This is a genomic window from Paenibacillus sp. 7523-1 (assembly GCF_002276415.1).
In the GTDB taxonomy this organism is placed as follows: domain Bacteria; phylum Bacillota; class Bacilli; order Paenibacillales; family Paenibacillaceae; genus Paenibacillus; species Paenibacillus illinoisensis_A.
Genome location: NZ_NPBR01000010.1, coordinates 54,371 through 80,417 on the forward strand (window position 1 = coordinate 54,371; position 26,047 = coordinate 80,417).

The 26,047-nt window shown below is 47.1% G+C and carries 28 protein-coding genes and 1 other annotated feature; of the genes, 1 reads left to right on the top strand and 27 read right to left on the bottom strand.

Going from position 1 to position 26,047, the window contains the following annotated elements; genetic code table 11:
* Positions 1-124: 124 nt before the first annotated feature.
* The 8 genes from CHH60_RS12340 to lspA all read right to left on the bottom strand — a co-directional run bounded on the left by CHH60_RS12340 (position 125) and on the right by lspA (position 6,705).
* Positions 125-1,426 carry a DUF6080 domain-containing protein gene (locus CHH60_RS12340; RefSeq protein ID WP_095359440.1) on the bottom strand — a complete coding sequence of 434 codons (1,302 nt, stop codon included), beginning with the start codon at positions 1,424-1,426 and terminating at the stop codon, positions 125-127.
* Positions 1,427-1,481: 55 nt separating this feature from the next.
* On the bottom strand, positions 1,482-1,802 hold the full coding sequence (locus tag CHH60_RS12345) for a permease (protein WP_255247905.1): 321 nt from the start codon (positions 1,800-1,802) through the stop codon (positions 1,482-1,484).
* A complete protein-coding gene (locus CHH60_RS12350; protein ID WP_095359818.1) occupies positions 1,789-2,109 on the bottom strand; it encodes an EamA family transporter in 321 nt (106 codons plus the stop codon). The genes CHH60_RS12345 and CHH60_RS12350 overlap by 14 nt, the downstream gene beginning before the upstream one ends.
* Complete coding sequence (locus CHH60_RS12355; protein ID WP_095359441.1) at positions 2,106-2,738, bottom strand: HAD family hydrolase; 633 nt, start codon at positions 2,736-2,738, stop codon at positions 2,106-2,108. Before CHH60_RS12355 ends, CHH60_RS12350 begins: the two co-directional genes overlap by 4 nt.
* A 36-nt stretch (positions 2,739-2,774) precedes the next feature.
* A complete protein-coding gene (locus CHH60_RS12360) occupies positions 2,775-3,686 on the bottom strand; it encodes a decaprenyl-phosphate phosphoribosyltransferase (RefSeq protein WP_441339391.1) in 912 nt (303 codons plus the stop codon).
* Positions 3,687-3,871: 185 nt separating this feature from the next.
* Entirely contained in the window at positions 3,872-5,125 is a 1,254-nt protein-coding gene (locus CHH60_RS12365; protein ID WP_095359443.1) for an LL-diaminopimelate aminotransferase, read from the bottom strand.
* Between the two features lie 109 nt (positions 5,126-5,234).
* Complete coding sequence (locus tag CHH60_RS12370) at positions 5,235-6,155, bottom strand: RluA family pseudouridine synthase (RefSeq protein ID WP_375335122.1); 921 nt, start codon at positions 6,153-6,155, stop codon at positions 5,235-5,237.
* A 55-nt stretch (positions 6,156-6,210) separates the two neighbouring features.
* Complete coding sequence (lspA, locus tag CHH60_RS12375; RefSeq protein WP_095359445.1) at positions 6,211-6,705, bottom strand: signal peptidase II; 495 nt, start codon at positions 6,703-6,705, stop codon at positions 6,211-6,213.
* Between the two features lie 219 nt (positions 6,706-6,924).
* On the opposite strand from lspA, the gene CHH60_RS12380 reads away from it, so the two are divergent.
* Complete coding sequence (locus CHH60_RS12380; RefSeq protein WP_095359446.1) at positions 6,925-7,668, top strand: TraR/DksA C4-type zinc finger protein; 744 nt, start codon at positions 6,925-6,927, stop codon at positions 7,666-7,668.
* A gap of 13 nt (positions 7,669-7,681) precedes the next feature.
* Here the strand turns inward: CHH60_RS12380 and CHH60_RS12385 are convergent, their stop codons facing one another.
* From CHH60_RS12385 to murG, 19 genes are all read right to left on the bottom strand, one after another.
* Entirely contained in the window at positions 7,682-8,059 is a 378-nt protein-coding gene (locus CHH60_RS12385; RefSeq protein ID WP_375335115.1) for a DUF5665 domain-containing protein, read from the bottom strand.
* Between the two features lie 200 nt (positions 8,060-8,259).
* Positions 8,260-11,358 (bottom strand): isoleucine--tRNA ligase, encoded by a 3,099-nt coding sequence (gene ileS / locus CHH60_RS12390; RefSeq protein ID WP_095359448.1) that lies wholly within the window; start codon positions 11,356-11,358, stop codon positions 8,260-8,262.
* A 77-nt stretch (positions 11,359-11,435) separates the two neighbouring features.
* Positions 11,436-11,725: a binding site (T-box leader), on the bottom strand.
* A 58-nt stretch (positions 11,726-11,783) separates the two neighbouring features.
* Positions 11,784-12,293 carry a DivIVA domain-containing protein gene (locus CHH60_RS12395; protein WP_056696170.1) on the bottom strand — a complete coding sequence of 170 codons (510 nt, stop codon included), beginning with the start codon at positions 12,291-12,293 and terminating at the stop codon, positions 11,784-11,786.
* A 245-nt stretch (positions 12,294-12,538) separates the two neighbouring features.
* On the bottom strand, positions 12,539-13,321 hold the full coding sequence (locus CHH60_RS12400) for a YlmH family RNA-binding protein (protein WP_095359449.1): 783 nt from the start codon (positions 13,319-13,321) through the stop codon (positions 12,539-12,541).
* Positions 13,322-13,340: 19 nt separating this feature from the next.
* A complete protein-coding gene (locus CHH60_RS12405) occupies positions 13,341-13,604 on the bottom strand; it encodes a YggT family protein (protein ID WP_227779725.1) in 264 nt (87 codons plus the stop codon).
* A gap of 7 nt (positions 13,605-13,611) precedes the next feature.
* The gene (locus tag CHH60_RS12410) at positions 13,612-14,079 is read right to left on the bottom strand and encodes a cell division protein SepF (protein WP_095289991.1); all 468 of its coding nucleotides are present in this window, start codon (positions 14,077-14,079) and stop codon (positions 13,612-13,614) included.
* The gene (locus tag CHH60_RS12415; protein ID WP_095359450.1) at positions 14,070-14,771 is read right to left on the bottom strand and encodes a YggS family pyridoxal phosphate-dependent enzyme; all 702 of its coding nucleotides are present in this window, start codon (positions 14,769-14,771) and stop codon (positions 14,070-14,072) included. Before CHH60_RS12415 ends, CHH60_RS12410 begins: the two co-directional genes overlap by 10 nt.
* Before the next feature lie 6 nt (positions 14,772-14,777).
* Positions 14,778-15,677, bottom strand: a complete 900-nt coding sequence (pgeF, locus tag CHH60_RS12420) for a peptidoglycan editing factor PgeF (protein ID WP_095359451.1) — start codon at positions 15,675-15,677, stop codon at positions 14,778-14,780.
* A 51-nt stretch (positions 15,678-15,728) separates the two neighbouring features.
* Positions 15,729-16,121 carry a YlmC/YmxH family sporulation protein gene (locus tag CHH60_RS12425; protein WP_176476048.1) on the bottom strand — a complete coding sequence of 131 codons (393 nt, stop codon included), beginning with the start codon at positions 16,119-16,121 and terminating at the stop codon, positions 15,729-15,731.
* Positions 16,122-16,373: 252 nt separating this feature from the next.
* Positions 16,374-17,156, bottom strand: coding sequence for an RNA polymerase sporulation sigma factor SigG (gene sigG / locus CHH60_RS12430; protein ID WP_095289985.1), 783 nt, complete (start codon positions 17,154-17,156; stop codon positions 16,374-16,376).
* A 111-nt stretch (positions 17,157-17,267) separates the two neighbouring features.
* Positions 17,268-17,990, bottom strand: coding sequence for an RNA polymerase sporulation sigma factor SigE (sigE, locus tag CHH60_RS12435; protein ID WP_095289983.1), 723 nt, complete (start codon positions 17,988-17,990; stop codon positions 17,268-17,270).
* Positions 17,991-18,001: 11 nt separating this feature from the next.
* On the bottom strand, positions 18,002-18,982 hold the full coding sequence (gene spoIIGA / locus CHH60_RS12440; RefSeq protein ID WP_095359821.1) for a sigma-E processing peptidase SpoIIGA: 981 nt from the start codon (positions 18,980-18,982) through the stop codon (positions 18,002-18,004).
* Positions 18,983-19,237: 255 nt separating this feature from the next.
* Complete coding sequence (gene ftsZ / locus CHH60_RS12445; protein WP_095359452.1) at positions 19,238-20,350, bottom strand: cell division protein FtsZ; 1,113 nt, start codon at positions 20,348-20,350, stop codon at positions 19,238-19,240.
* Positions 20,351-20,498: 148 nt separating this feature from the next.
* Positions 20,499-21,779 (bottom strand): cell division protein FtsA, encoded by a 1,281-nt coding sequence (gene ftsA, locus CHH60_RS12450; protein WP_095359453.1) that lies wholly within the window; start codon positions 21,777-21,779, stop codon positions 20,499-20,501.
* Between the two features lie 295 nt (positions 21,780-22,074).
* Entirely contained in the window at positions 22,075-22,842 is a 768-nt protein-coding gene (locus CHH60_RS12455) for a cell division protein FtsQ/DivIB (protein WP_095289978.1), read from the bottom strand.
* A 66-nt stretch (positions 22,843-22,908) separates the two neighbouring features.
* Positions 22,909-24,192, bottom strand: coding sequence for a UDP-N-acetylglucosamine 1-carboxyvinyltransferase (gene murA, locus CHH60_RS12460; protein ID WP_095359454.1), 1,284 nt, complete (start codon positions 24,190-24,192; stop codon positions 22,909-22,911).
* A 17-nt stretch (positions 24,193-24,209) separates the two neighbouring features.
* Positions 24,210-24,554, bottom strand: a complete 345-nt coding sequence (locus CHH60_RS12465; protein WP_095359455.1) for a hypothetical protein — start codon at positions 24,552-24,554, stop codon at positions 24,210-24,212.
* 12 nt (positions 24,555-24,566) lie between these two features.
* On the bottom strand, positions 24,567-24,752 hold the full coding sequence (locus CHH60_RS29785; protein ID WP_176476049.1) for a hypothetical protein: 186 nt from the start codon (positions 24,750-24,752) through the stop codon (positions 24,567-24,569).
* Between the two features lie 181 nt (positions 24,753-24,933).
* Positions 24,934-26,043, bottom strand: coding sequence for an undecaprenyldiphospho-muramoylpentapeptide beta-N-acetylglucosaminyltransferase (murG, locus tag CHH60_RS12470; protein ID WP_095289972.1), 1,110 nt, complete (start codon positions 26,041-26,043; stop codon positions 24,934-24,936).
* Positions 26,044-26,047: the final 4 nt, after the last annotated feature.

The following is a 26,047-nucleotide window of genomic DNA, read 5'->3' on the forward strand; positions in this document are numbered from 1 at the left end:
TGCTTCTGAGGGTTGTCGCTTAGTATTCACCCATTGAATCGAATTACACATTGAATTCAAAGAAAGAGAGACAAGCCGAGTGGATATCATATCCATATGACTTGTCTCTCTTTTACTATTCACATTAATTCGCAGTCTGAGCCTCCTGCAATTGTTCGTATGACTGTTTGATCGTGGTCAGTGTTTCTACATGACGGTAGATATTATTCGATGCCATCACCAGTAAGCTAATTAAAAGTAAACCGAGCACTATTTTTTTGCCGATCCCTGGACGAAGACCAATCACCCACCCTCCACCAAGCAGGAAGAAAGCAAACAGATAGTGACCGGCATACAGGTACATGTCGTATTGGAACACAGCCAGCCCGAAGCCAACTACGATATGCAGCAGAAATGCAAACAAAATATAAGGTGCAAGAGTCCATACTTCCCGTTCACGGATCCCCTTGATGAACCCGATCAGCGCCAGCAGCAAGATAAAGATACCGACAAGCTGAACATGAATCGGGTTGGAGCGTGACAGATCCGTTACAAAAGCAACCAGCCCCGGATCCAGCAAATGAACTTTGGGAGAGAGCATCGGATTAATCGTCAGCAGAGTCAGTGCCTTCCAATGAGCCGTAAATTGGAAAGGTGTAGCATAGCTCGTCCCTCCGTTCTGGATTCCGAGCAACCAATTGCTAACCCAACTTCTTCCCCCGAAAGCGACATACTGAATGCCTGTTAATACGATTATGAAGGCAACCGCCAGTGCCATGATTCCAATATACTTTTTCCATGTGGAAGCCTTGCGCCAGGTACGCCAGTTGAAAAACATAGCAGCAGCCAAAGGAACAATGTTCGTTGAGGTCAGTCCAAAGTTGATCGTTGCAATCAGGGCATTTGGCACATAGCGAACGTCATCCCGTTCACGTGTATATTGCATATAAAGAATGGACCATAGGATAAAGAATTGCACATACGGATAGGAATCCGGAATAAGTGCCGTAAACATCAAATATGAACTGAATCCGAATAGGACCGCGAAGAGCAGTGGGGCTGCGATCTGTCTATCCTTATGGTTAAGAAAAATAAAGACAAGCACTACGGATCCGGCATTGATCAGGGATTGCAGAATCAGGAAGAACCAGTTCCCTCCCAGCAATTGCGATACTGCACCAAGCGTGACGACAAGAAATGATATTAACGGATGAATAACCGAAGAACTGTTTGCCCCATAGTACATGGACGGATCAAAATTAAATAAATTCAGTGGAAATTGTTGTGTATTAAACGGGGTATATGCTCCAAGAACCTGTGACTGATCCGCCATGTACAGAACATAGGGCACGTTCATCAGAGCATAAAAAAGGGCAAATCCAGCGAACAGGCATAGTGCCGTCCAATTCGTTTTGCGATCATACCATATGTAGTCCAGAAATTTCATGCATTCACATCCAATATGTCATTTTTCAAAATACTCTGTGCACTTCCTATCTGCATTACCAAACCAAGAAACACAAACCGCCCATAATGCAAACCACACCCAGCCAGCGAAGCGGGCCCACCTTCTCCCTGAATGCAAACTTTGCAATGAAAAGTGTCCAGACATACGTCAGCGCATTGGCAGGCAGGACCACTGTTAAGGGAAGGAACTTCAGCAGCACAATGTTCAGAAGCGCACCCATACCATAAAAACCGAGGCCCATGAGGACATGCTGCTTTTTGCGACTTGTGGCGTAGGCTTTCAAACCAGCACCACCCATAGCACCGCATAATGTCATTACAATCAGTACAACTACCATCCAGCTATCGATCAACACTGGTTAACGTCACCCCGATTCCGAGCAGTACAACGGCTGCAAACTTCTGTATCGTGAGCTCTTCTCCCAGCAGAAAGTGACCGTAAATGAGCGCAAAAACATAGCTTGCACACATCAACGGATAAGCCACAGACAACTTTTCTAGAGCAAAAGCCTTAATCATCAAGATGGCTCCAAGCCCATAGCACACAAATCCGATGCCCAGATAGATCCACTCCGTCAGCCCCCATTTCCAGAACAACTGTCCGGTGGCCGTGAGGAAAGCGGAGACAAGCATTAACCCCTTGCCTGTATGACGTCCCTTCATTTCCCCCACGATAATGCCTCCATATCCGGAACTCTTCTGTTAATAAAATAGCGCTGTGCCACAAGCTGCATCACCGGCAGATCGGACAGCGAATCAGAGTAAGAGCAGGACTGTTCGTAATCAATAACCATGTTTTTCTCACGCAGGTAAGCTTGTATCCGACGTACCTTCTCTTCTCCTTTGCAATTAACGCCCTCGATCGTACAGGTATACCCATTCTGGTGGCGTACGAGTTCGGTTCCAATGACGTGGTCTACCCAAGGAAAATTTTTAAAATATTTCATATAAGCATGCGGAGACGCAGTCACGAGCAACACATGATAACCCGCTTCCTTGCGATGCTGCATTTCCACACTCGCCTCTGCAAAAATGGCAGTCCGCAATCGGGTATCAAAAAAATGCTCCAGATCCTGTTCGGTCATGCGCTCAATACTCTTAAAGTATGAACGCTTGACTTGTTCCACACTCATTAGCCCCGTCTTGAACATCGCGGTGTGAAAGGCAATAAGCGGAAGTCTCCATACCTGCCCAGGGTAACGGCGAACGCCGTAATGCACGAACTGAAACATCGAATCCGAGCGTATAATCGTTTTATCGATATCAAAAATGGCAATTTTACTGCTTCTCACCCTGATCCCCCTCAAACTTTATAATCGATAAGTTCCTTATTCAAAAATCGCAAAGATGACCACAACACTAACCACGTACAGAATGACAGTAACCAAAATGGGCTTGTCCTCAAACAAAACACGATCCGGTGAGCCCCCCTGGTTTTTCATATGAATGAGATACAGATATCGGAACATGCCGTAGATCACCAGCGGAATGGTCCACATCAGGTGAATTGTACGGTCAGAGGTGAAGGTGAACAAAGAGTAGCTAATAATCGTTGCTGTCGTCACGATGGTATTAAACTGATCCAGCAGTGTTACGGAGTAGTTATCCAACACCTTACGATGTGAACCGGTATTTCCCTCAAGCAGAGTAAGCTCATTTCTCCGTTTGCCAATCGCCAGAAACAGGGACAGCAGCATGGTGCAGATCAGGAACCAGGGTGTAAAAGGTACATGAATCAATACACCTCCTGCTATGGCACGAAGAACGAATCCTGCTGCAATGGTCATCATGTCCACAATAACGAGATGTTTGAGCACAAAAGAGTAAGATACGTTCAACAGGAAATAAACAATGCATAGTCCACCAAAGAGCGGGTTCATCACAAAAGCAATGCCTACAGTAAGAATCAACAGGATTATGCCAAACAGCAGAGCATAGGCAGGTTGGACCTGTCCAGAGGCAATCGGCCGGAACTGCTTCACCGGATGCTGTCGATCCCTGTCCCGATCCACGTAATCATTTAAAATATACACACAGCCTGCAACGAGGCTAAACAAAATAAAACCAAGCAAGGTTGATAAAATGGTCTCTGTGCGAATTTCCTCAAAGGAAAACAATAACGCAGCAAATAACAGCAAATTTTTGGTCCACTGTTTCGGTCTCAGCAGCTTGAACAACCCTGTCATGGTATTACCCGATGCTGCTGTATGTGAGGACACCGTATTTGTTCTTGAAGTCAACAATTTCCATAACTCCCTTCCAAACCTACTTCTGTATATAAAAATAACGTAAAGACTTAATCATAAGTTGGTTGGGTAATTTTGTAAAGGGATAAAACGGAATTTATTATAAAATTACGGACATAAAAAAAGAGACCGTCTCCGGTCTCTCGATTTATTTCATTCACTTGTATTGGTGAATTCCATTAGAATTCGAATTGTACGTCACTCAAACGACGTTTGATTTCAGCGATAACGCGTTTCTCTTCTTCTTCCCCTTTGGCTTCAAAGGTAACGGAGAAACGAACAAAGTTACCTGCATCATCCCAAGGTACAGAAGAAATCAATTTTTCACGAATCAAGAATTGGGAGAAGTCTTCCCCGGACTCGAAACGACGTCCTCCTACTACACCTTTTGGAGCTTCAACATACAGGAAGAATGAACCTTTCGGTTTCTCCGCCTGGAAGCCAAGTTCGTTCAGCGCAGCAACCAGCAGGTCATGACGACGGGAATATTTCTCTGCGATTTTCTCCGTAATTTCCGGATGGTTCAGACCGTAGGCAGCAGCCTTCTGAATCGCGATGAATTGACCCGAATCGTTGTTGTCCTTCACATCACTGAAAGCTTTAACAACGAGCGGATTCCCTGCAACAAATCCAATTCTCCATCCTGTCATGTTGTAAGACTTTGACAAGGAGTGCAGCTCAACGCCAACATCCTTCGCTCCAGGTACGGACAGGAAGCTGAATGGTTTATTGCCGTCATACGTCAGTGCAGCATACGGAGCATCGTGAACAACAACTACGCTGTACTTTTTCGCCCATTCAATCACTTTAGTGAAGAATTCAACCGTAGCGCCAGCACCTGTCGGGTTGTTTGGATAGTTCAAATACAGCAATTTTGCACGTTTTGCAATATTCTCAGGGATGGTTGTCAGATCAGGCAGGAAATTGTTTTCCTTCGTCAGCTGGATGTTGTAGACTTCTCCGCCCAGGTATTTGGTATGTGTACCCATAACCGGATAACCAGGAACCGTCATGATCGTTACATCACCTGGATTAATGAAACACGAAGGCATCATTGCCAGAGCTGGCTTGGACCCAATGGAGTGCACAATTTCCGTTGCCGGGTCAATGCCTTCAACATTGAATACATTTTTCAGGTAAGCGGCTGCCGCTTCCTTGAATTCAGGGATTCCGTTATCAGCATAACCACGGTTCTCCGGTTTGGAAGCTTCTTGCGCGAGTGCAGCTACGATGCCTGCATCAGCCATCTCATCCGGTTCACCTACGCCAAGGTCGATCAGTTCAACATTGGGAAAATCTTTCTTTGCCGAAGCTTTGGCGCGTTTGATTTTCTCGAATTTATAAATGTTGGTGTCTTTACCATAGTTGGAGCCGCCAATACGGTCGGCAAAATTGGTTTGAATGTATGTTTCTTGATATTTATCGATACTCATACTCATGTTCATCTCCTCATTTGACGCAAATTTCTACAATCTAATATGAAGCATTTGCCCATGTTTAGCCATGGACAAAGTATCCGAACATTTGTACTTTCCCGAGGGGTCAGCGGCTGCGCAGTGAAGCAAGAACATCTTCCATGTCCTGTGGAAGCGGAGCAGAGAATTCCATGTATTCGCCTGTTGCCGGATGAACAAAACCAAGAACCGCGGCATGCAATGCCTGTCCGTTCATTTTGATACCCTTGTTGCGTCCATAGATTGGATCTCCCACAAGCGGGTGACCAATAAACTTCATATGCACACGTATCTGATGCGTTCGACCTGTTTCCAGTTTCAGTTCAAGCAGTGTATAATCGTTAATTCGCTCCATAACATTAAAATGTGTGACAGCATGCTTGCTGTTCCGCTCGGTCACGGTATACATTTTACGATCATTAGTATCACGTCCAATAGGCGCATCGATCGTTCCCTGATCATGACTCAAATGACCATGAACAAGTGCAATATACCGGCGATTTACACTGTGATCCTTCAACTGGGCAGCCAGTGAGGCGTGAGCCCGATCGTTTTTGGCAGCCATCAGCAGGCCTGACGTATCCTTGTCGATCCGGTGCACAATTCCAGGACGCAGCTCTCCGTTAATGCCGGAAAGATCTTTACAGTGATACATGAGAGCATTAACAAGTGTACCTGATGTATGTCCAGGTGCCGGATGTACCACAAGACCACGTGGTTTGTTAATGACGATGACATCGCTGTCCTCATATACCACTTCAAGCGGGATATCTTCGGCAATGATCTCTACTGCCGTTGGTTCAGGAACCTGAAGTTCAATCAGATCCCCCTCAGCCAATTTGGCATTAGCCTTTACAACAGCTCCGTTTACGGTAACCAGACCATCTCCGATCCATATTTGGACCTGAGAACGGGAGACATCATCCATTGCTTCAGTAATATATTTGTCAATGCGTTCCTTCTTATGTTCAGCCGAAACGGTCCATTCCAATCGTTCATTGTCATTCATCAGGTCATCGTCTTGTGCAGACGTATCCCCAGTAGTTTGTTCTTCATTATGCATTTTACTCATGATGTTCATTCCCTTCAATCTTCGCGGCTGCCTTCTCGCGCGGTCCCTCAAGAAACGTCTCCACAATAATCAGTGCAACCCCGATACAGATGGCCGAATCGGCGATATTGAAAATCGGAAACGTATAACTGCCAAAATTAAGCTGAACAAAATCCACGACTTCACCCGTCAAAGCGCGATCCAGGAAATTCCCGATGGCCCCACCAAGCACCAGACTGAGTGCTACTGGCAGCAATTTATGCGGGGAGTTTTTCACTTTTTGCAAGTACCAGATCAAAGCAATCACCACGATCACAGTAACGACGATAAAGAACCAGCGTTGGTCCTGCAAAATACCGAAAGCTGCGCCTGAGTTGCGATGTGAGGTGATTACAAAGAAATTGCCTATAACCGGAATTTCTTCCCGAAGTTCCATTTGGGTCGCAATTAAATACTTTGTTCCCTGATCCACCAAAAATACGATAAAAGCGAGGATATAATACACCACGTTTGTTCGTCACTCCGTTCTTGTCTTTTCCAAACCATACCAGGCTTTACGCCAGACTTGTTCATTGTAGCACAGCTGTTTGGAAGTCGTCCACGACAGGCGTTTTCCCTTTCTTAATGGCAAAATCGATAACATTTCCCTCCTGTAATCAAGGGCTGATTGGCACATCCTAGACCAGAGACCAAATTCGGATTCCAGACGGACAGAAAGGGGAAAACGATGGCACATCTTACTTCAGAACAAATCCAATCCTTGCGTTCCCAATTGATGGCTGAAAAACGTGGTATTGAACATCGGCTTGAGCAAAATGACCATTACGGCCTCAGCGGGTCCATGAGATTTCAAACGGGTGAATTATCTTCTATCGATAATCATCCCGGTGATGTAGCTACCGAAATGTATGACCGGGAGAAAGATATTTCCCTTTTGGAGCATGATGAATTCCAATTGGAGCGTATCGACTCTGCCCTGCATTCCATCGAAGAAGGCCATTACGGAACTTGCGCAGTTTGTCAGCAGCCCATTCCTTACGAGCGTATGCAAGCCGTTCCTTACACCAAGTACTGCAAAAAACATCAGCCTGAAACGGTTGTATCCGATAACCGCCCAGTGGAAGAAGAGTTCCTCGCTCCGGCCTTTGGACGCACGAGCCTCGATGAGCGTGATGATCAGAACGGCTTCGATGGTGAAGATGCGTGGCAGATCGTTGAAAGTTGGGGCACATCGAACACACCAGCCATGGCTGAAGGTCGCGACATTGACAGTTACGATGTCATGGCCATTGAAGCTACAGATGAGGTTGAAGGCTGCGTCGAAGCCTATGAGAGCTTCGTAGCAACCGATATTTATGGTCATGACGTATCCATCGTTCGCAACAGACAGTACCGGCAGTATTTGGAGAATCGTGAGGGTGAAGGCTTGCTCGAGATTGACAACGATTCTGATCCATATGACATGTACTAGACATGCTGCACCTCTAATATGTGTTCAATTCAAGCTGACGCTGTACGATACGGACGATATCTGCAATATAATCTCCTACGATTGGCAGATTGAGGGCTCCCAGCACCTGTAACACATAAATGATGGTGGCCGCAAAAAAAGTAAAACCAATGGCGATCCCTACACCTCGTGCTGCGCCTGATAACAGGTTGAGCCCAATCAGTTTCCACGGTCGATTCAACAATTCCGTATATTGTGCGATACGTGAACGCTCAAGCTCGTTAGCGAGTCGGTTCGTCAGGGTATGAAGTTCCTCAATTTTGTCATTATCGCTGCGTGGTGGATTGGATTGTGAAGCGGACGATGCCTGCTTGTCTTCATTCATGTGTTCGCTCAGTTCCTTTGGTATCATAGAGTAACTGCACAATAGAAATCATTGCCCATTTGCATAAAAACCAAACGAGCCAAGATACAGGGATTGTTCCCTGAGTCTAAGGCTCGTTTGTCTATACTCTATATCCTTTCCTAAATGGAATAGAGATACTCTACTTCATTTAGGATCCATTTGTAACTTGAGTTCAATCGATTCATCTGTATCGAAAGAGAATGTGGTTACACCTCGATATAAACGCCCATTGCTTTACCGCCAGCTTCAATTCGTTCCATAGCTTCATGGGTACCAAATGTGACTTCAGTAACGAGTACATTCTCACGCAGGACCTCATCAAATGCCTCGATTGCAGCCTGGAGCTCAGGATCAACATCTAGTGTCAGGCGTACTCTCTTCTCAATCGGCAGGTCCAATTTCTTACGTGTGTCTTGTACGGAACGTACAACTTCACGTACCCAGCCTTCCTGTTCCAATGCAGTTGTGATTTCGGTGTTGAGTGCTACCGTCAGACCGTACCCGGATGCCGAAGCAAAACCGGACTTGGCTTGTTTCTCCACCAGCAGCTCCTCACTTGTCACTTGCAGTTCTTCTCCTTCCGGAGAAACCACATTCAGCACACCTTCTGTCACTACTTTGCGTGTCTCCTCTGCTGACATGCCTTTGAAGAAGTTCTGCAGGAAGCCTACGTTCTTGCCGTATTTTTTCCCCGCTACTTTCAGATTGAGTTTCAATGTGAAATCAACGAATTCGGCATCGTTATGCTCCGTACGGATACCTTTCACATTGATCTCATCCTTGATGATCTCTTCATAGCTCGCCAGATCAAATCCTTTATCAAGCGAAACGATTAACTCGGACAGTGGCTGGCGATTCTTGATACCTGTTTCGTTACGCACGTTACGAGCAAGTTCGACCACTCGGCGAGCTGTCTCCATATCCTGTTCCAGATCCAGATCAATCAACGCTTCATTTGCCGCCGGGTAATCTTCCATATGAACACTTTCACCTGTAGTCAAGTTCAGATAGATATCCTCCGCAAGCATCGGTGTGAATGGCGCAACCAGTTTGGCTGTAGTCACAAGCACCTCTGTAAGTGTGCGATAAGCATCCAGTTTATCTTCGGTCAATCCACTTCCCCAGAAACGGTCACGGGAACGACGGATATACCAGTTGCTCAGCTCATCGACGAAGGCTTCAATCGCTTTGGATGAATTCAGATAGTCATTCACGGACAGCGCCTTCTCCACAACGATGATTAGACTGTTCAGTCTTGACAGAATCCAGCGATCCAGCTTATGCGCGGAAGGCTTAAACGGATGTTCCTGTGGATCAAAACCATCAATGGTCGCATACAACGTCAGGAACGCGTGCGTATTAACCAATGTATCCACCATTTTGGATTTCGCTTCACCCACAATGCCTTTGGAGAAACGTTTGCTGTTCCACGGTGCACTGTCAGACAACAGAGCCCAACGGAACGCATCTGTACCATATTCTTCAATGACTTCCCATGGATCAATAACATTGCCTTTGGATTTGGACATCTTCTGTCCGTTCTCATCCAATACGTGGCCTGTGGCCATAACCGCCTTGTAAGGTGCTTTGCCTGTCAAAAGAGTAGATACAGCCAGCAAGCTGTAGAACCAGCCACGTGTTTGGTCAATTCCTTCGCAGATCATATCCGCAGGGTATTGCTGTTCAAACGTTTCTTTATTTTCAAACGGATAGTGCTGCTGGGCAAATGGCATGGAACCACTGTCAAACCAGACATCAATCACTTCCGGAGTACGTTTCATTTCATATTTGCCACAGGAGCTGAGTACTTTGACTTCGTCTACGTATGGTTTGTGCAGTTCCAGGTTCTCTGGTACATCTCCAACGGCACGTGCACGCAGCTCAGCGATGCTGTGCGGAGCGAACTGTTCGCCAGTCTCCTCACATACCCAGATGTTCAGCGGTGTTCCCCAGTAGCGATCACGGCTGATGTTCCAATCCACCAGATCCTCCAGGAATTTTCCGAAACGTCCTTCACGAACGTGGCCTGGGTACCATTCCACTTCACTGTTGTTGGCAATCAGTTGATCCTTGATCGCTGTGGTTTGGATAAACCAGCTGTCCATTGCATAGTAGAGAAGCGGTGTATCACAACGCCAGCAGAATGGGTAGCTGTGCTCATATTTCTCTTTGCTGAACAGGCGGCCTTTCTCGGACAGACTTCTCACGATATCAATATCGCAATCCTTAACGAAGCGTCCCGCGAAATCCGTAACCTCTGCCACAAATTTACCTTCAAGGTCTACCATGTTGACAAAACTGATGCCATTCTCGCGACATACGCGGTAATCGTCCTCACCATGTGCCGGTGCCATGTGTACAATCCCTGTACCACTTGCATCCGTTACAAAGCTTGCACCAAGAATCACGTTTGTTTTTTCAGCCTGCACGTAGTTGAATGGAGGATCATACGTTTTACCAACTAAATCAGAGCCTTTCAGTGCACCGATAACTTCATACTCGCCTTTCGAGTCCTTCATGACTTTTTCCACGAGATTGGTTGCCATGATGTACACTTCTTCACCTTGACGTACACGGGAATATTCCATGTCTGGATTAACTGCGAGTGCAACGTGTGAAGGCAGTGTCCACGGCGTAGTTGTCCAGGCAAGCACAAATTCGCCGCTGTCATCCAGCTTAAATTTGGCTGTGGCACTAAGGTCTTTGACATCCTTGTACCCTTGGGCAACTTCATGGGAACTCAGGGTGGTCTGACAAGATGGACAGTACGGACTCACACGATGTCCGCGGTAGAGAAGTCCTTTTTCATGAATCGTAGCAAGGATATTCCATACACTCTCAATGTAATTGTTGTCCAGCGTGATGTACGGGTTATCCATATCTGTCCAGTAAGCAATACCTTCTGTCAGATCACGCCATTGCTGTTCATATTCGAATACGCTCGCTTTACATTCGTTGATGAATTTTTCCACGCCGTAATCTTCGATCTCCCACTTATGGGAAATGCCGAGCTTCTTCTGTACACCAAGCTCAACAGGCAATCCATGTGTGTCCCAGCCAGCTTTACGAACCACACGGTAACCTTTCATCGTATTGTAACGTCCTACAAAGTCCTTAATAACGCGTCCCAGCACGTGACCGATATGCGGCTTGCCGTTTGCAGTCGGCGGTCCTTCGTAAAACACGAAATTCGGTTTGCCTTCACGATTCTCGATTGATTTTTTAAACGTATTTTCCGTTTTCCACTTGTTTAGCATGCGTAGCTCTCTAGCGCGTGCTTTTTCTTTGACATCCACTCTTTGCATCATGATCTTCCTTTCAATAATTGGTTTGTGGACCGTCCACAATTCACATTTTTGGACACAAAAAAACCCCATCCCTGGAAAGGGACGAGGTTGTGCTCGCGTTACCACCCTAATTCTGTTCATCACAAACCATATCCAATCACATGGGTATGCTTTGTCATTAACAGCACTTGTGCCCCGCTTAACTACAGCAGGGTGCCGATATAACGTTCGGCTTACGGTTTCGCTTACGCACGGCCATTCATCACCGCTTCAGCGTCACTTCTCCGGGGAGATATTCGGCTATAACTCATCCATTGGCTTGCACCAACCGCCAACTCTCTGAGGGATGAGATCATAACGTACTTGAACCCGTCATGGAATCATTATTCATTATGAATATAGTTATAGCCTCTTTAGAGTCAAAAGTCAACCGGGCAGGCAGACTAATAAATTTCCTTCATTTCCCGTTCACGATCACGGACTTCCTGTTCGCGACTCTCCAGTGCTTCCCATCCATCCTGAGACAGCAGTTCGAGCTGAGCTTCAACAAGCGTACGGAAACGGGCCCGGTAGATCGAAGCCTGCTTTTTCAGTTCTTCCACTTCCAAAGCAATCTTGCGGGATTTCGCCAAGGACTCGTTCACGATCCGGTCAGCATTTTTCTCTGCTTCCTTCACAATGAGCTGTGCTTCCTTCTTCGCATTGTTCTTCACATCGTCGGCTGCTTCCTGCGCTATGATAATCGTTTTGCTGAGCGTCTCTTCAATTGTAGCAAAATGATCCAGTTTCTCCTGAACGGACAGCAACTGATTACTCAGCTCTTTGTTCTCGCGAATGACGCCTTCGTAATCTTTGATGACTTGATCCAGGAATTCATTGACTTCATCCTCGTCATACCCGCGCAAGCGTCGGGAAAATTCCTTGTTATGTATGTCCAGCGGCGTTAATGGCATGCTGTCCACCTCCTGTTAAAGTTCCTTCCCGTTCCGAGAAGGTTTGCAGCACATGGGTATCACCCAAAGGGTCGTATGCAAGATGTCATATAACAGCTTGAACGACTTGCACTTGCAGAATCGACGTTCTGATTCCAATACGGTTATATCGACTTTGCACTTCAATGTATATCGGAAACAGCGAATGTTTTTTACACCTTTATCTTAAACATTTCGACAAGAAAACGGGTTTTCCTGCAATGCCGCTAAGCAAATTTGCCGATTTTTACACGACAACGTCCCTTTTTGGTCATCCCATCCTGTTCCAGCACCTTGAAACGGCCAAAACCTTGAATGGAGACCACGTCCCCGGCTTTCAGAGCTTTGGACGGATCTTCCTCGACTTTCCAATTTACCCGGCATCGGCCCGCTTTGATGGGAACGAGAACTTTACTGCGACTCAGTCGGTACACATCCGCACAAATTCCGTCCAGACGCAAGGATGCAACAGTGATATCCATCGTCTCCAGTTTGCTCTCCGACCACTTCATCTGATGCAGAGGAAGCAGCTCTGTAAACACATGAACCCGATGTACCTGGTTCAATTGAAGCGATAAAAAAGCGCCGGTCTCCGCTGCCACCACGGTGTGGCATCCGTCATCCAGCACTTGGATATCTCCGATCTTGCCGCGTTTCAGTCCAAGCCCGAGCAAGGCTCCCATGTAGTCCCCGTGCTCCAGCTCTGTAATTTTCTGATCATCTGACGTGATGCTAAGCACCTGCATACCCATATCCTCATCATCGAGATACCGATAATCTGGTGCAATCAGCGCACGTTTGCGTTCAGCTGCCTCGTAGCCTCCGTCCAGACGAATCTGGACGTCATTGCGACGATTGACTAGCGTTTGCAATATAAAGGCCTGTCTTGGGTCAAGAAAGTCTGTTAGCTTCATATCATGAAGCTTGCCTGCGCGTTCCACCCAATCCGAGGCTTTATCCACGAAGTCACGCTCATCATGGCTAAAATGTTCGTAAATTTCACCACTCATCTATGTTCACCCTACCCTATCAGAAGTAGCTGATGATCGAGAGCAAACCTGATCTCGCCAGTTGAAGAGTAATTAACGCAACGATTGGTGAGATGTCCAGCATACCGAACAAAGGTGGAATGAAACGTCTGAAAGGACTCAGATAGGGTTCCACCAATTTGGCAAGCCACTCACCAATGACGCTCTCCCGCGCGTTCGGAAGCCACGACATCAATACATATCCAATAATCATGTAGAAATAAATCTCAAACAGGTAAAACACGACGACTTGAAGTTGATACAAAAGCGGCTCACCTCATTCTGTTGTAATCTTGCTCGCTGTCAGCCAGTATTTCCGTAATTGCTCCTTGAATTTCAACGGTATCCGGCGTACAGAGAAAAATGTTGCCGCCAATTTTAGAAATTCCCCCGCCCAGTGCGTAGACTGTCCCACTCAAAAAATCAATGACACGCAGTGCCTGATCTTGGCGCACCCGCTGCAGGTTCACAACAACAGTACGATGTGAACGAAGGTGGTCGGCAATTTCTTGAGCTTCGTCATAGGAACGCGGTTCATAAAGGACAACTTTAACATTTTTCTGGGAATGAATGCTCACAACATTATTCCCCCTTTGGTTTCTACGTTTATCTAGACTGGAGGTTTCAGCTTCCTGTTGTTCAGATTCAGCCTCCTCTTGTGCAGCCAAACGTTCGCGTTCCACAATCTCTTCCTCTTCTTGAAGACCAAGGAAATTCATGAATTTATTCATTACGCCCATCGTGAACCCTCCTCTTTTCCTACGAGAATTGATCCCAGCCGTACCCATGTTGCCCCTTCTTCAATCGCCACTTCAAAATCATTGGACATTCCCATCGATAGCTGAGTCAATGGTTCCGATGTCAGGGCTTGTCCATTCAAATGGTCTCTCAGCTCACGCAGTCCACGAAATACGGGACGCGTAAGCTCCGGATCCTCTTCATGGGGAGCCATGGTCATCAGACCGACGACCTTCAGGTTGCTGAAGCTGCTGATCTCACGCAAAAATGAACTAGCCTGTTCAGGCTGCAATCCATATTTGCTCTCTTCACCCGAAATATTCACCTGCAAAAATGTTTCCACTTGTGTCCCCAAAGCAGCTGCCTTTTTGTCCAGCTCCTTGGCCAGAGACAAACGATCCAGTGAATGTATGTAGCGGAATTTGCCTATGACGTCTTTCACTTTGTTGGTCTGCAAGTGACCGATAAAATGCCATGTTCCTTGCTGACCAAATGCTTCCCACTTGGCTTGTGCATCCTGCCAGCGGTTCTCTCCAATATGCTCAAGGCCACTTTCCAGCACAGCGCCTGTCGTTTCAAGGGAGACGTACTTCGTGACCGCAATCACATTTACGTCTTCGCGCTGACGGCCACTGCGCTGGCATGCAGCTTCGATCTTCTGATTTACCTGTTGAATTCGCTCCTCCAATGACACAGAGGGTCACCTCTCTTCCAGCCCAATCCAGCTCGCCATTCTTCCGGTCGTTCCATTTTCCTTGCGATACGAGAAAAACAGTTCCGGGTGGCAGCTTGTACACCACGTTGTACATTCGATATGATCCGGCAATATTCCTGCTTTCATCATAATGTGTCGATTACATTCTTTCAAGTTTAACATCGTCTTTCCATTTCCAGACGAATGATACGCTCGGCCCTGCACAGAGTTGTTGTATTCATCATTACCCGGAGCAGATTCAAACCAAACCCGTACATGCTGCATAACTGCCTCATCCACTTCATAACAGCAATCCCCAATGGAAGGGCCTATAGCGGTCCGGATATTCTGTGCCAGGCTTCCATATTCCCGTTCCATCGTTTCAACCATTGACTGGGCAATGCCGGCAACGGTCCCTTTCCACCCCGCATGAGCAAGCCCCACGGCTTGTTGCACCGGGTCGTAGAAATATAGCGGAACACAATCCGCATAAAAGGATGTAAGCAACACACCCGGTACATTGGTGACCAAACCATCCGTGTCCTGCAGCGCTGACTGTCGATCCATCAGACCTTTGCCTCGATCATCAGCTTGTATAACGGCCACATGTTTGCCATGGACCTGTTCACCACACGTCCAGGCGCTCACCGAGAAACCAAGCTTTTCGGCCACCAGACGACGATTCTCCAAAACATCTGAAGGATCATCGCCAACATGATAAGCGCAGTTTAGAGTGGCATAAGGTTTACTGCCCACCCCGCCTTGTCTTGTGGTAAATCCTGCCGTCATTCGGCTGAACTGTTCTCTCCACGGCTCCACATATAATAACAACGGATCTGGGCTTCCATTCACCAATTGATCTTCAGTCCGTTCGAAAAGTTGTTTATTCAGAACAAAGGGTTCCATCTTATCACCTCACAGCTTCCAGTGTACCAAATGAGCCACGTTCTGTCTTGATTATATCGTTCGACGCTGACTTCGGTCCAATCGTTCCAGGCGTTCAACCCGCTCCACACGGCTGCTTTGCTGTTCATCATACATCTTTGCTTCGCGATCTCGCTCATCGTAGCTCGTTTCCCTGACTTCATCCAGTTTAACCAAAATAACATCCGAACCAATCTTAACAATGTTCCTCCAGGGAATAACCAGATCCGTTCCACCCCCGAACAACCCCATGAATTTGCTGTAACCGGGTACCACGATGGCTTCGATTCGTCCCTGCTTGAGATCCAGTTCCAGATCACTAATCTGCCCCAGACGTTTGCCATCCGTGATGTTAATGACATCCTTTGTCTGAAAATCCGAGATCTTCATCCCTCTTTGTGCCGACTCACTTGCGTTTACTTTCATCTGCCGCTCGCCCCCCGCCTAGTCCGCTTATACCGTTCAACGCTTCTATACAATATATGTTTTATAGGCGAAAAATGTCCTGTTTTTCGGGGAATCCCTGAAATTAGTACAGCTTAATCCGAAACTGGGCGTTCTCTTTAAAGCCGCTCATTCAATCGCAGTTCACTCCAAACCTAATCGTATGTCTTATAAAATAGAAAAAGACGACCAACGGATTTCAACCGTTAGATCGTCCTTGTGATTGAAGTGAAGTTACGTCTTCACGTGTTTCTGCATCTGCTGTATTGCCGATTTTTCCAGACGGGATACCTGAGCTTGGGAAATTCCAATCTCATCGGCAACTTCCATCTGTGTTTTGCCTTCAAAAAACCGCATGGACAGAATCATTTTCTCCCGCTGTCCGAGACGATGCATGGCCTCGCGCAGTGCAATTTCCTCAATCCACGACACATCCTTGTTTTTGTCATCACTGATCTGATCCATCACATAGATTGGATCTCCACCGTCATGATAGATGGGTTCGAATAGTGATACCGGATCTTGAATGGCATCCAGTGCAAAAACGACATCTTCCTTGGGCACGTTCAATGCTTCGGAAATTTCGAATATGGTCGGTTCACGAGAATTTTTGTTGGTCAGGCTGTCACGAACCTGAAGCGCCTTATATGCGATGTCCCGTAATGAGCGGGATACCCGGATCGGGTTATTGTCACGCAGATAACGACGGATCTCACCGATAATCATCGGTACTGCGTACGTTGAAAATTTGACATTCTGGGATAAATCAAAATTATCAATGGCTTTCATCAGGCCGATACAACCAACCTGGAACAGATCATCGACAAACTCCCCCCGATTGTTAAAGCGCTGAATGACACTGAGTACAAGCCGCAGGTTGCCATTCACTAATTTCTCTCTTGCTGAGCGATCATGGTGCTGCTGTAGGGAATGAAACAATTCCCGCATTTCTGTGTTGGTGAGGACAGGCAATTTTGCGGTGTCCACGCCACAAATCTCGACTTTGTTTCGGGTCATCGTGATTTACCTCCCAAGGAGAAACATTAATGTACATTATCTCCGGGGCAGGCTTTTTTATTCGTCCCTGGCATCCTTGCCATTAATACCCATTATATTAAAAGCACAAGATTAGACCATCTTATTAAACTCCTTGCGGAGTCTTTTAATGATTCTTTTTTCCAGACGAGAGATGTAGGATTGGGAGATTCCAAGCAAATCTGCGACATCTTTTTGTGTCTTCTCCTCCCCGTCCGTTAAGCCAAAGCGAAGCTCCATAATCATCCGCTCACGTTCGGTCAATTTTTCCAAGGCCTTGTGCAGAAGCTTCCGATCTACCTGCTCTTCAATATTTCGATAGATTGTATCGTTCTCGGTACCCAGAACATCCGATAATAATAGCTCATTTCCATCCCAGTCAATGTTGAGTGGTTCATCAAAAGAAACTTCTGTCCGAATTTTGCTGTTACGACGCAGGTACATCAATATTTCATTTTCAATGCATCGCGAGGCATAGGTTGCCAGCTTGATTTTCTTTTCCGGATCAAACGTATTGACAGCTTTGATGAGCCCGATGGCTCCAATGGAAACCAAATCCTCAATGTTAATACCTGTGTTTTCGAACTTGCGAGCGATGTATACCACCAGGCGAAGGTTTCGTTCAATCAGCATGGCGCGAATTGCAGCATCCCCGGAAGAGAGCTTTTGCAGCAAAAATTCCTCTTCTTCCCGCGTCAGCGGAGGCGGCAGGGCTTCACTGCCTCCAATATAATAGATCTCCTCACTCTTCAAACCAAGCAAAAATAACAGACGGTAATACTGCAGCTGCGCCACCAGTTTCCATTTCACAAGCATGTACGTTCCTCCTATACCACATTCAGCGGCTTTTCTGTTGCTCCCGCAGAGAGAGCCGTAGACTGCGCAGAGGCAGCGTCTTGCACAAGCTCAGGGTGAATGACCGCGCGGTACTTTCCTTCTGACGACAACACTCCGCCATCCAGCCCGATTAGTACTTTGGTTGTCTCGTAACTCATTTGATCCAATGTCACTCTCACCAGATCAGGCTTGATTGCCAGCATAAATGCCGTCCCCTTGTTGATACCACGATAGGGTACCAGTCTTAGTCGACCCTGCCAGCGAAAATCCTCCTGGTCCAGCTCCATAATGAGGTTGTCCGGTGCTTCTTCCTTCAACCGGCCTTTCCAGGAAGCTGGCAGCATGTCTTGCCACAGTGAAACCTCCATCACCATAACCGGCAGACGGGAAAGAGGGTCCGTGAGTTGATTACCGGTATCGACAAGGCCTGTACAAGAAATAGTTACATCATCGATATAAACCTGCACTTCTCCCAGATAGGTTGTCATACGGTCTGATTTTCGCTTGGAACTTTGCACGGCTTTGAATAAAAACAGCACTGCAAAGAATACGATAAAAGTAAACCAGAAGGCGATCTTCAGATCAAAAGACATTCCGCCCGAGGCTGTATACCAAATTCCGTTAAACAGCTCGCCCGAACTCTGAAGCATGTAGTGTATACCTAAAATGCCTCCGGCAGCGACGAAGTTAATGACATAGAAGGTACCCAAATTCCTCATAAACACCTGGAGGCCCTTAAAACCAAAAGCGATAAACAACATCACGAGTGACAAACCAAACTTGATCAAAAAGGTAAACATAAAATCAAACTCCGGTACAAACATCATGACGACATAGAGGGCGCCCACAATGGAAGACAGCAGCCATCTCCACCAAACCAGCTTCGTTTTACGCATCCAGGCTGTGAGTCCGATGAGTGCACCGTCAATACACAGGTTTGTCAAAAAAATAAGATCAACATAAACGACCAACTCTTCACCTGCCTCGTACCAAATATCGGTATAGCGTTGTTCCGATATTCTATGAGCATACACACAAGTATAAGGAGCTTCCTGTTCAAAGTCTGTCTAATCATGGGGGTGTCGTCTCAACTTTTTTTGTCGTAATTCCTCGTGCCCATTGTTCAGAATTTGTTCATTTCTGTTTGATATGCTGTAGATAAAAAAACAGAAAAACCCGGTTTCTCCATAAGGAGGACCGGGTTTGAAATTAAATATGATTGCTGCTTAGTCGTTATTGTTATTGCGTGAGCGATTGCGCAAAAATGTCGGAATATCCAGCTGATCACTGCTCGGCTGGTTCCCGAACGGGCGAAGATTAGGCGAGCGATTCTCAGCAGGCTCACTCGTTGGTGTCGGTTTGCGTCCTGGTGGTGGTGAGACAGGCTTGTCTTCAAAACCAGTAGCAATAACCGTAACCTTGATTTCTTCTTTCAGATTTTCATCAATGATGGCACCGAAAATCATGTTAACTTCCGGATCGGATGCCGATGTAACGATCTCGGCTGCTTCATTCACTTCATAAAGTGACAGGTTGATGCCACCTGTGATGTTCATGATAACCCCGCGCGCACCTTCAATGGACGTTTCCAGCAATGGGCTCATAATCGCTTTGCGAGCTGCTTCAGCCGCACGATTTTCACCTGTTGCTTCTCCGATCCCCATCAAAGCAGATCCGCGTTCAGTCATAATGGTTTTTACGTCTGCAAAGTCAAGGTTGATCAGACCCGGTACAGCGATCAGATCAGAGATGCCTTGTACCGCTTGACGCAGTACGTTATCTGCTTGACGGAATGCTTCAAGCATCGGTGTCTTTTTATCTACGATTTCAAGCAAGCGGTCATTTGGAATGACAATCAGCGTATCCACTTTTTCCTTGAGAGCTTCAATCCCTTGCTCTGCATGGCTGGAACGTTTGCGTCCTTCGAAAGTGAATGGACGTGTAACCACACCTACGGTAAGAGCTCCGCACTCTTTGGCAATCTCAGCAATGACTGGAGCTGCACCAGTACCTGTACCACCGCCCATACCGGCTGTGACAAATACCATGTCCGCACCTTTCAATGTATTCATGATCAAATCGCGGGATTCTTCCGCTGCTTTTTTACCTACATCCGGGTTGGCACCTGCGCCAAGACCACGGGTCAGTTTATCACCGATTTGCAATTTATGTTCGGATTTCGCCAGATGCAATGCTTGAGCATCCGTGTTCACCGTTATAAATTCTACACCTTGTACACCATTTTCGATCATACGGTTGACTGCATTGCTTCCGCCGCCGCCTACACCGATGACTTTTATTTGAGCCAAGCTCTCCATCTCGAAATCAAATTCCAACATATTATTCCATCTCCCCCTCAATGTGCATGGATGGCCCGTCCAATTTTTGATTGAACCGAATCAATTTCATATATCGACGATCGAAAGCGTATATATTAATACCAGCGCATTCAGACGGCTTCTAGAAGTATGAAATAGATTCAACCTGTTATATAAATTCGCTGAACATATTTTTCAGCCGTTCGAACAAACCCGGTTTTTGCTCCGATTCCGGAGACGCACTCGGCTTAACACGGTTGGTCGGTTTCTTGTTGTTGTTATTATTATTGTTGCCACCGCCGCTGCTGACCGATGGACGAATGCGCAAACTGCGAATTACACTGTGCAAAATGCCGACCCCGCTTGTGTAGCCCGGGTCGCGAACACCGATGTAATCCGGAACCGCAATTCGTACCGATGCAGCAAGCTCATGCTGAGCTACTTGCAGAACCCCTGGCATCGAGACAGTCCCTCCCGTTAGTATATAACCTCCGGGAAGCTCCGTGTAACCGAGGCGCTTCACTTCTTGGGAAATCATCTGGAATATTTCCTGAACACGCGGTTCGATAATAGCAGCAAGGTCCTCCTGAGAGAATTCCTTGTCCACATTGCTGCCGATTCGCGTGACTTTGAACATAACGTCAGCCGCAGCATCATCGAGCCATGCGCAGCCATATTTCAGCTTCACCTTTTCGGCTTGATCTGTTAAGGTACGCAATCCATACGCAATATCGTTGGTAACAAATTCTCCACCGATCGGCAGGGTTGACGTTGCAACAAGACTGTCTTCTTCAAAGACAGCGATGGTTGTTGCACCTGCTCCAATATCAACAAGAACAGACCCCATCGTTTTTTCGTCCTTAGATAAAGCAAGCTGACCTGCTCCAAGTGACATGAGCACCAGATCGCTTACCTTCAGACCCGCTTTTTCCACGCAGCGCAAAAGATTATGTATCGCGGTTTTTGCACCCGTTATGATTGTTGCCTCAACTTCCAGTCGAACTCCAATCATACCCCGGGGATCCTGTATGCCCTCCAAGCCGTCTACAACGTACTGCTTGGCGACAACATCAATAATTTCCCGTTCCGGCGGAACCGCAATCACCTCGGCTGCTTTCAACACCCGTTCCATGTCTTCTTCTCCGATTTCACGATCCTCGTTAGACACTGCCACGACGCCGTGACTGCTCATCAGTCCGATATGATTTCCTGAGATTCCAACATATACTTCGGATATTTGAATACCTACCATACGTTCAGCATGATCCACTGCATTCCGGATCGACTGCACCGTCTGATCGATATCTACGATTACACCTTTGCGAATTCCCTCCGAGTCGGCAGATCCAACTCCAATAATATTAAAGGTTCCATTATTAATTTCCCCAATAATAGCGCGAATTTTGGATGTACCGATGTCCAAACTAACAATGATGTCATTGTTGCTCAAGTCTGTGGCACCTCCTGACTCCAATAGTAAAATACGTTCGGGTTTAAACACTCTTAAAACATATTCAACACACGTTAGGCTTTCCCTCTTTTTTCTACAATTTTTTTGGGTGCCAAGATCTGGTTGCGAGACATAAAACCTTGAAGAAAAAAGAAGGAGACAACTTATGTGCCATAAGTTCAAGTGTATCATTTTTTCTCCGTCTCAGAAAGAACAACTTTCACGGATGAAACAGGGTCAAACCCCGACCCTGCTTGGACTTTTCATTAACTGCCATACATGATTAGCAAGAGGATCAGGGCGTTGCACCCGGCTCTTCACCATCTTCAGGGTCATCTGCGATAAAAGGCACGTACGTGTCTGCCTCAAGCATCGTGATTTTTCCTGGCCGCTCCGTCTCAATAACCTGATTCAGGTACTCCACCTTATCCGGCAGCTTGGAGATCGTGGTAATCACTTCAAACTGTGATTTGGTATACAACCGAATCTGATCCGGGAACGAAGGCGTAGGGTTAGGAATAATCTCCGATATATCCGTTGTCAATTCGTTTGGAATTTTGGCAAGCGTCTCACTCAATTGTTCTTTGAGTGGATCGTCTGCTTTCCACTGTGTCAGTATGGGCTTCTCCACAGCAATTCCGATATTGGCCGGAACATTCAAGCTTGTCCCACTGGCCAGGATAGCCTGGAGTGTACCATCCGCACCTAGTTCGTAAGCAACAGTCGGATACTCCTGAACCTTGATATGAACGATCCCCGGAAACTGTTTATCCACTGTCACATTCGCTACCGCTTTGAACGTCTTCAAACGCTCAATGACCTCAGCGGAGCTTGTCCCAAAGAACTGATCGCCTTCCTTCAAACCACTTTTCTCCAGCAGTTCCGAAGTTGTCGTGTATACATTACCCGTAATCTCAATACTCGAAATCCGGCTCATGGAAGAGCGGAAGAACAGCACGGCAAGCAATACAATAAAAAGAAGTAACAGAATAAGAACAAGTTTACGGCTTGTGTTTCCTTTAGGTCGATTCTTCTTCAGAACCGGAATTTGACTTTTAGGCATAGGTCGCGCTCCACAAAGCCTTCGGTCCCCTCCCACAGCATTCTGAAGAAGGGGACTCAAAGGACGTTAATTGGCAAAATCCAGCTGTTTCGAAACGGGGGACTGTCGCTCAACCGAAGCTCCAAGGCTCTGGAACAACTTCTCGATGCGGTCGTACCCTCTGTCAATATGATGCACTTGCTCAACAACCGTTTTCCCCTGGGCAGCAAGGCCAGCAATAACCAGAGCTGCACCTGCACGCAGGTCGGTTGCTTCAACTGTAGCTCCGTACAAACGCGGGACTCCCCGGATAAAGGCTGCATTCAGATCGACCGAAATATCTGCACCCATGACGTTAAGTTCATCCACGTGCTTGAAGCGTCCCTCAAATACCGTCTCCTTCATTACACTGAACCCATCGGCCAAACTGAGCAGGACCATGATTTGCGACTGCAGGTCAGTCGGAAACGAAGGGTACGGTGATGTTACAATACGATCCACGGATTTGGGACGGCTCATACAGCTCACCGTCATTATATCATTGCAGACCGTGATTTGAACACCAGTGCGCTTCAACACATGTATAAGGGAAGTAAGGTGTGCCGGGTTGCAGTGTGTCAGGGTAACATTACCTCTTGTCGCTGCTGCTGCAATCATGACGGTTCCGGCCACAATCCGATCAGGTATGATCTCGTAGGAACAAGGCTTCAGTTTCTCTACACCGTTAATCGTAATTGTATCGGTGCCGGCTCCAATTATACTTGCACCCATCGCGTTGAGAAAATGCTGCAAGTCCTGAATCTCAGGTTCTCTGGCTGCATTGAATATCGTTGTTGTGCCCTCAGCCGTAACGGCTGCCATCATGATATTTTCCGTGGCACCCACACTTGGGAAGTCCAGATGAATATCCGTGCCCACCAGCTTACGGCCCCGGCAGATAATCTGTTGATCAAGCTCTTCAATTGATGCTCCGAGCGCTTCCAGGCCCCGGAGGTGAAGATCAATCTTGCGTTCTCCGATGGCACAACCACCTGGCTGGTATACGGATACTTGCCCAAACTTAGCCAGCAATGGCCCCATCAAGAAAATGGAAGAGCGCATCTGTTTCATCAGATCCTCAGGCACATCATATGACCGGATGGACGATGTATCAATCGTCACTGTTCCCTGTTCATGCCGACACGTGCATCCAAGCCGTTCCAGGATATACAGCATTACTTCAATGTCCAGCAAGTGTGGAACGTTGTGCAGCGTGACTTCTCCATCTGCCAACAAACTTGCAGCCATGATTGGTAAAGCGGCATTTTTTGCTCCATGGATGCGTATGGATCCTGAGAGGGGTTTCCCGCCTTCAATCACCAATTTGTCCAATGTATCACCTCCGGGGTTTACCGCTCACCCACTGGAAAGACTTCCGGTACCAGGTTATACCGTTTTGAGATGATATAGTTGCTATGAATTTGCTGCATAAGGGTGATAACGTCCTCTGCTGTAGCTTGACTGGACTGACAATCAAATTGGCATGCAAGATGGATACCTGTAGGCCTCCCGTGTTTACCCTTTGACGCCGCTGTTTGAAACAGCCGGCCCGCTCGGTCACTGGGCGGATTTCGGAGTACGCTGCCTGCGCACGCATATGCAGTGGCAAAAGGTTTATAATTTTTGGCAAGCCCCATCACTTCCGAAACGACTTTGCGTTCATTATGCCAAACTGAATATACAGCTTCTGGCACAACGCCTCTCCGTTAATGCAGCACAGAGTGGTAATACGCAAATTCCCTGTCCTCCTTGCTGTAACGTACCCATTCGCCTGTCTCCAGCACAATCTCAGCGGATTGAAATATGCGTGACACATCCGATCCATAAGCACCAGCGTTAAATGTACACCACTTCTGCCCGCAGGGCCCAACTTCTTTTAGTACTAACCACAATCACTTTGGATAGCATGGAATGCTTCTGCCGTTACGCATAAATCATGCTGCTCAACATCCATAGAAGTATCCCCTGCTAAACGACAAAAACCGTGATGCGGCGCCTTGGAACGATTGTCACAATTTATACGGTATCTTATGTCAGTCCTGCCTTGTGTGTGACAATCGCCCAGAACACACTTTACCTGCGTACAGCAAGCCTTTGAATCTCCTTCACCAGCACCTCGGCTGCATCCGGCTTGCCAAGCTCCCGAGACGCTGCGGCCATGCGTTTGCGGGCCGCTTCATCATTCATGATGCGGGCAATGGCCTCATATAACGCTTTTCCCGACAGATCCTTCTCCAGCATCGTGACAGAGGCTCCGCCACCTTCCAGTGTACGCGCATTCGCTTCCTGATGATTATTCGTCACGTTAGGTGACGGTATCAGAATGGAAGGAATGCCAAGCGATGTAATTTCGGCGAGGAATGACGCTCCTGCACGATTCACAATCAATGAGGTACAAGCGAGAACTTCCGGCATATTATGCACATAAGGAAGCACATGCAAGTGGTTTGGCATCGTTCCAAGTGAACTGCGTATCGCTTCTCGTGTTTCGTCAAAATAGGATTCACCCGTAACATAAACGACGTGTACATCGTCCAGCTTCTCCAGCATGGGAGCCATGTCCACCATCGCTTTATTGATGGCCTTTGCCCCGCGGCTGCCACCAACAACCAGCACAACCCGGCTGTCCATTGGCACACCCAGTGTGGCAAATCCCCGATCACGGCTGGCCTTGGCAACCGTGGTTGCCCTCGGATTACCCGTGTACACTACTCTTTTCGCTCCCGAGAAAGCCTTCTCTGAACCTTCGAAGCTAACTGCAACGGTATCCACATAACGAGTAAGGAACTTGTTGGTTAAGCCAGGGATCGCATTTTGTTCATGAATGACACTTGGAATCCCTAGTTTGGCAGCTGCATAAACCACAGGTCCACATACATAGCCGCCTGTCCCGATCACTACATCAGGTTTGAATTCCTTCAGCATTTTCTTCGATTTTCGCACGCCTTGAATAAAGCGCATAACCGTCTTCAGATTGTCCACAGACAACTTCCGTCGGAATCCTGTGATATCAATGGATTGAAAAGGAATGTTCTCCTGTGGCACTAACTTGCTCTCCAGTCCACGGGTTCCTCCAATATATAAAAATGTCGAGTCGGGATTCTCCGCCTCACATTGTCTTGCTATGGCAACGGCCGGATAGATATGTCCACCGGTACCGCCGCCGCTTAGTACGACTCGCATCGCA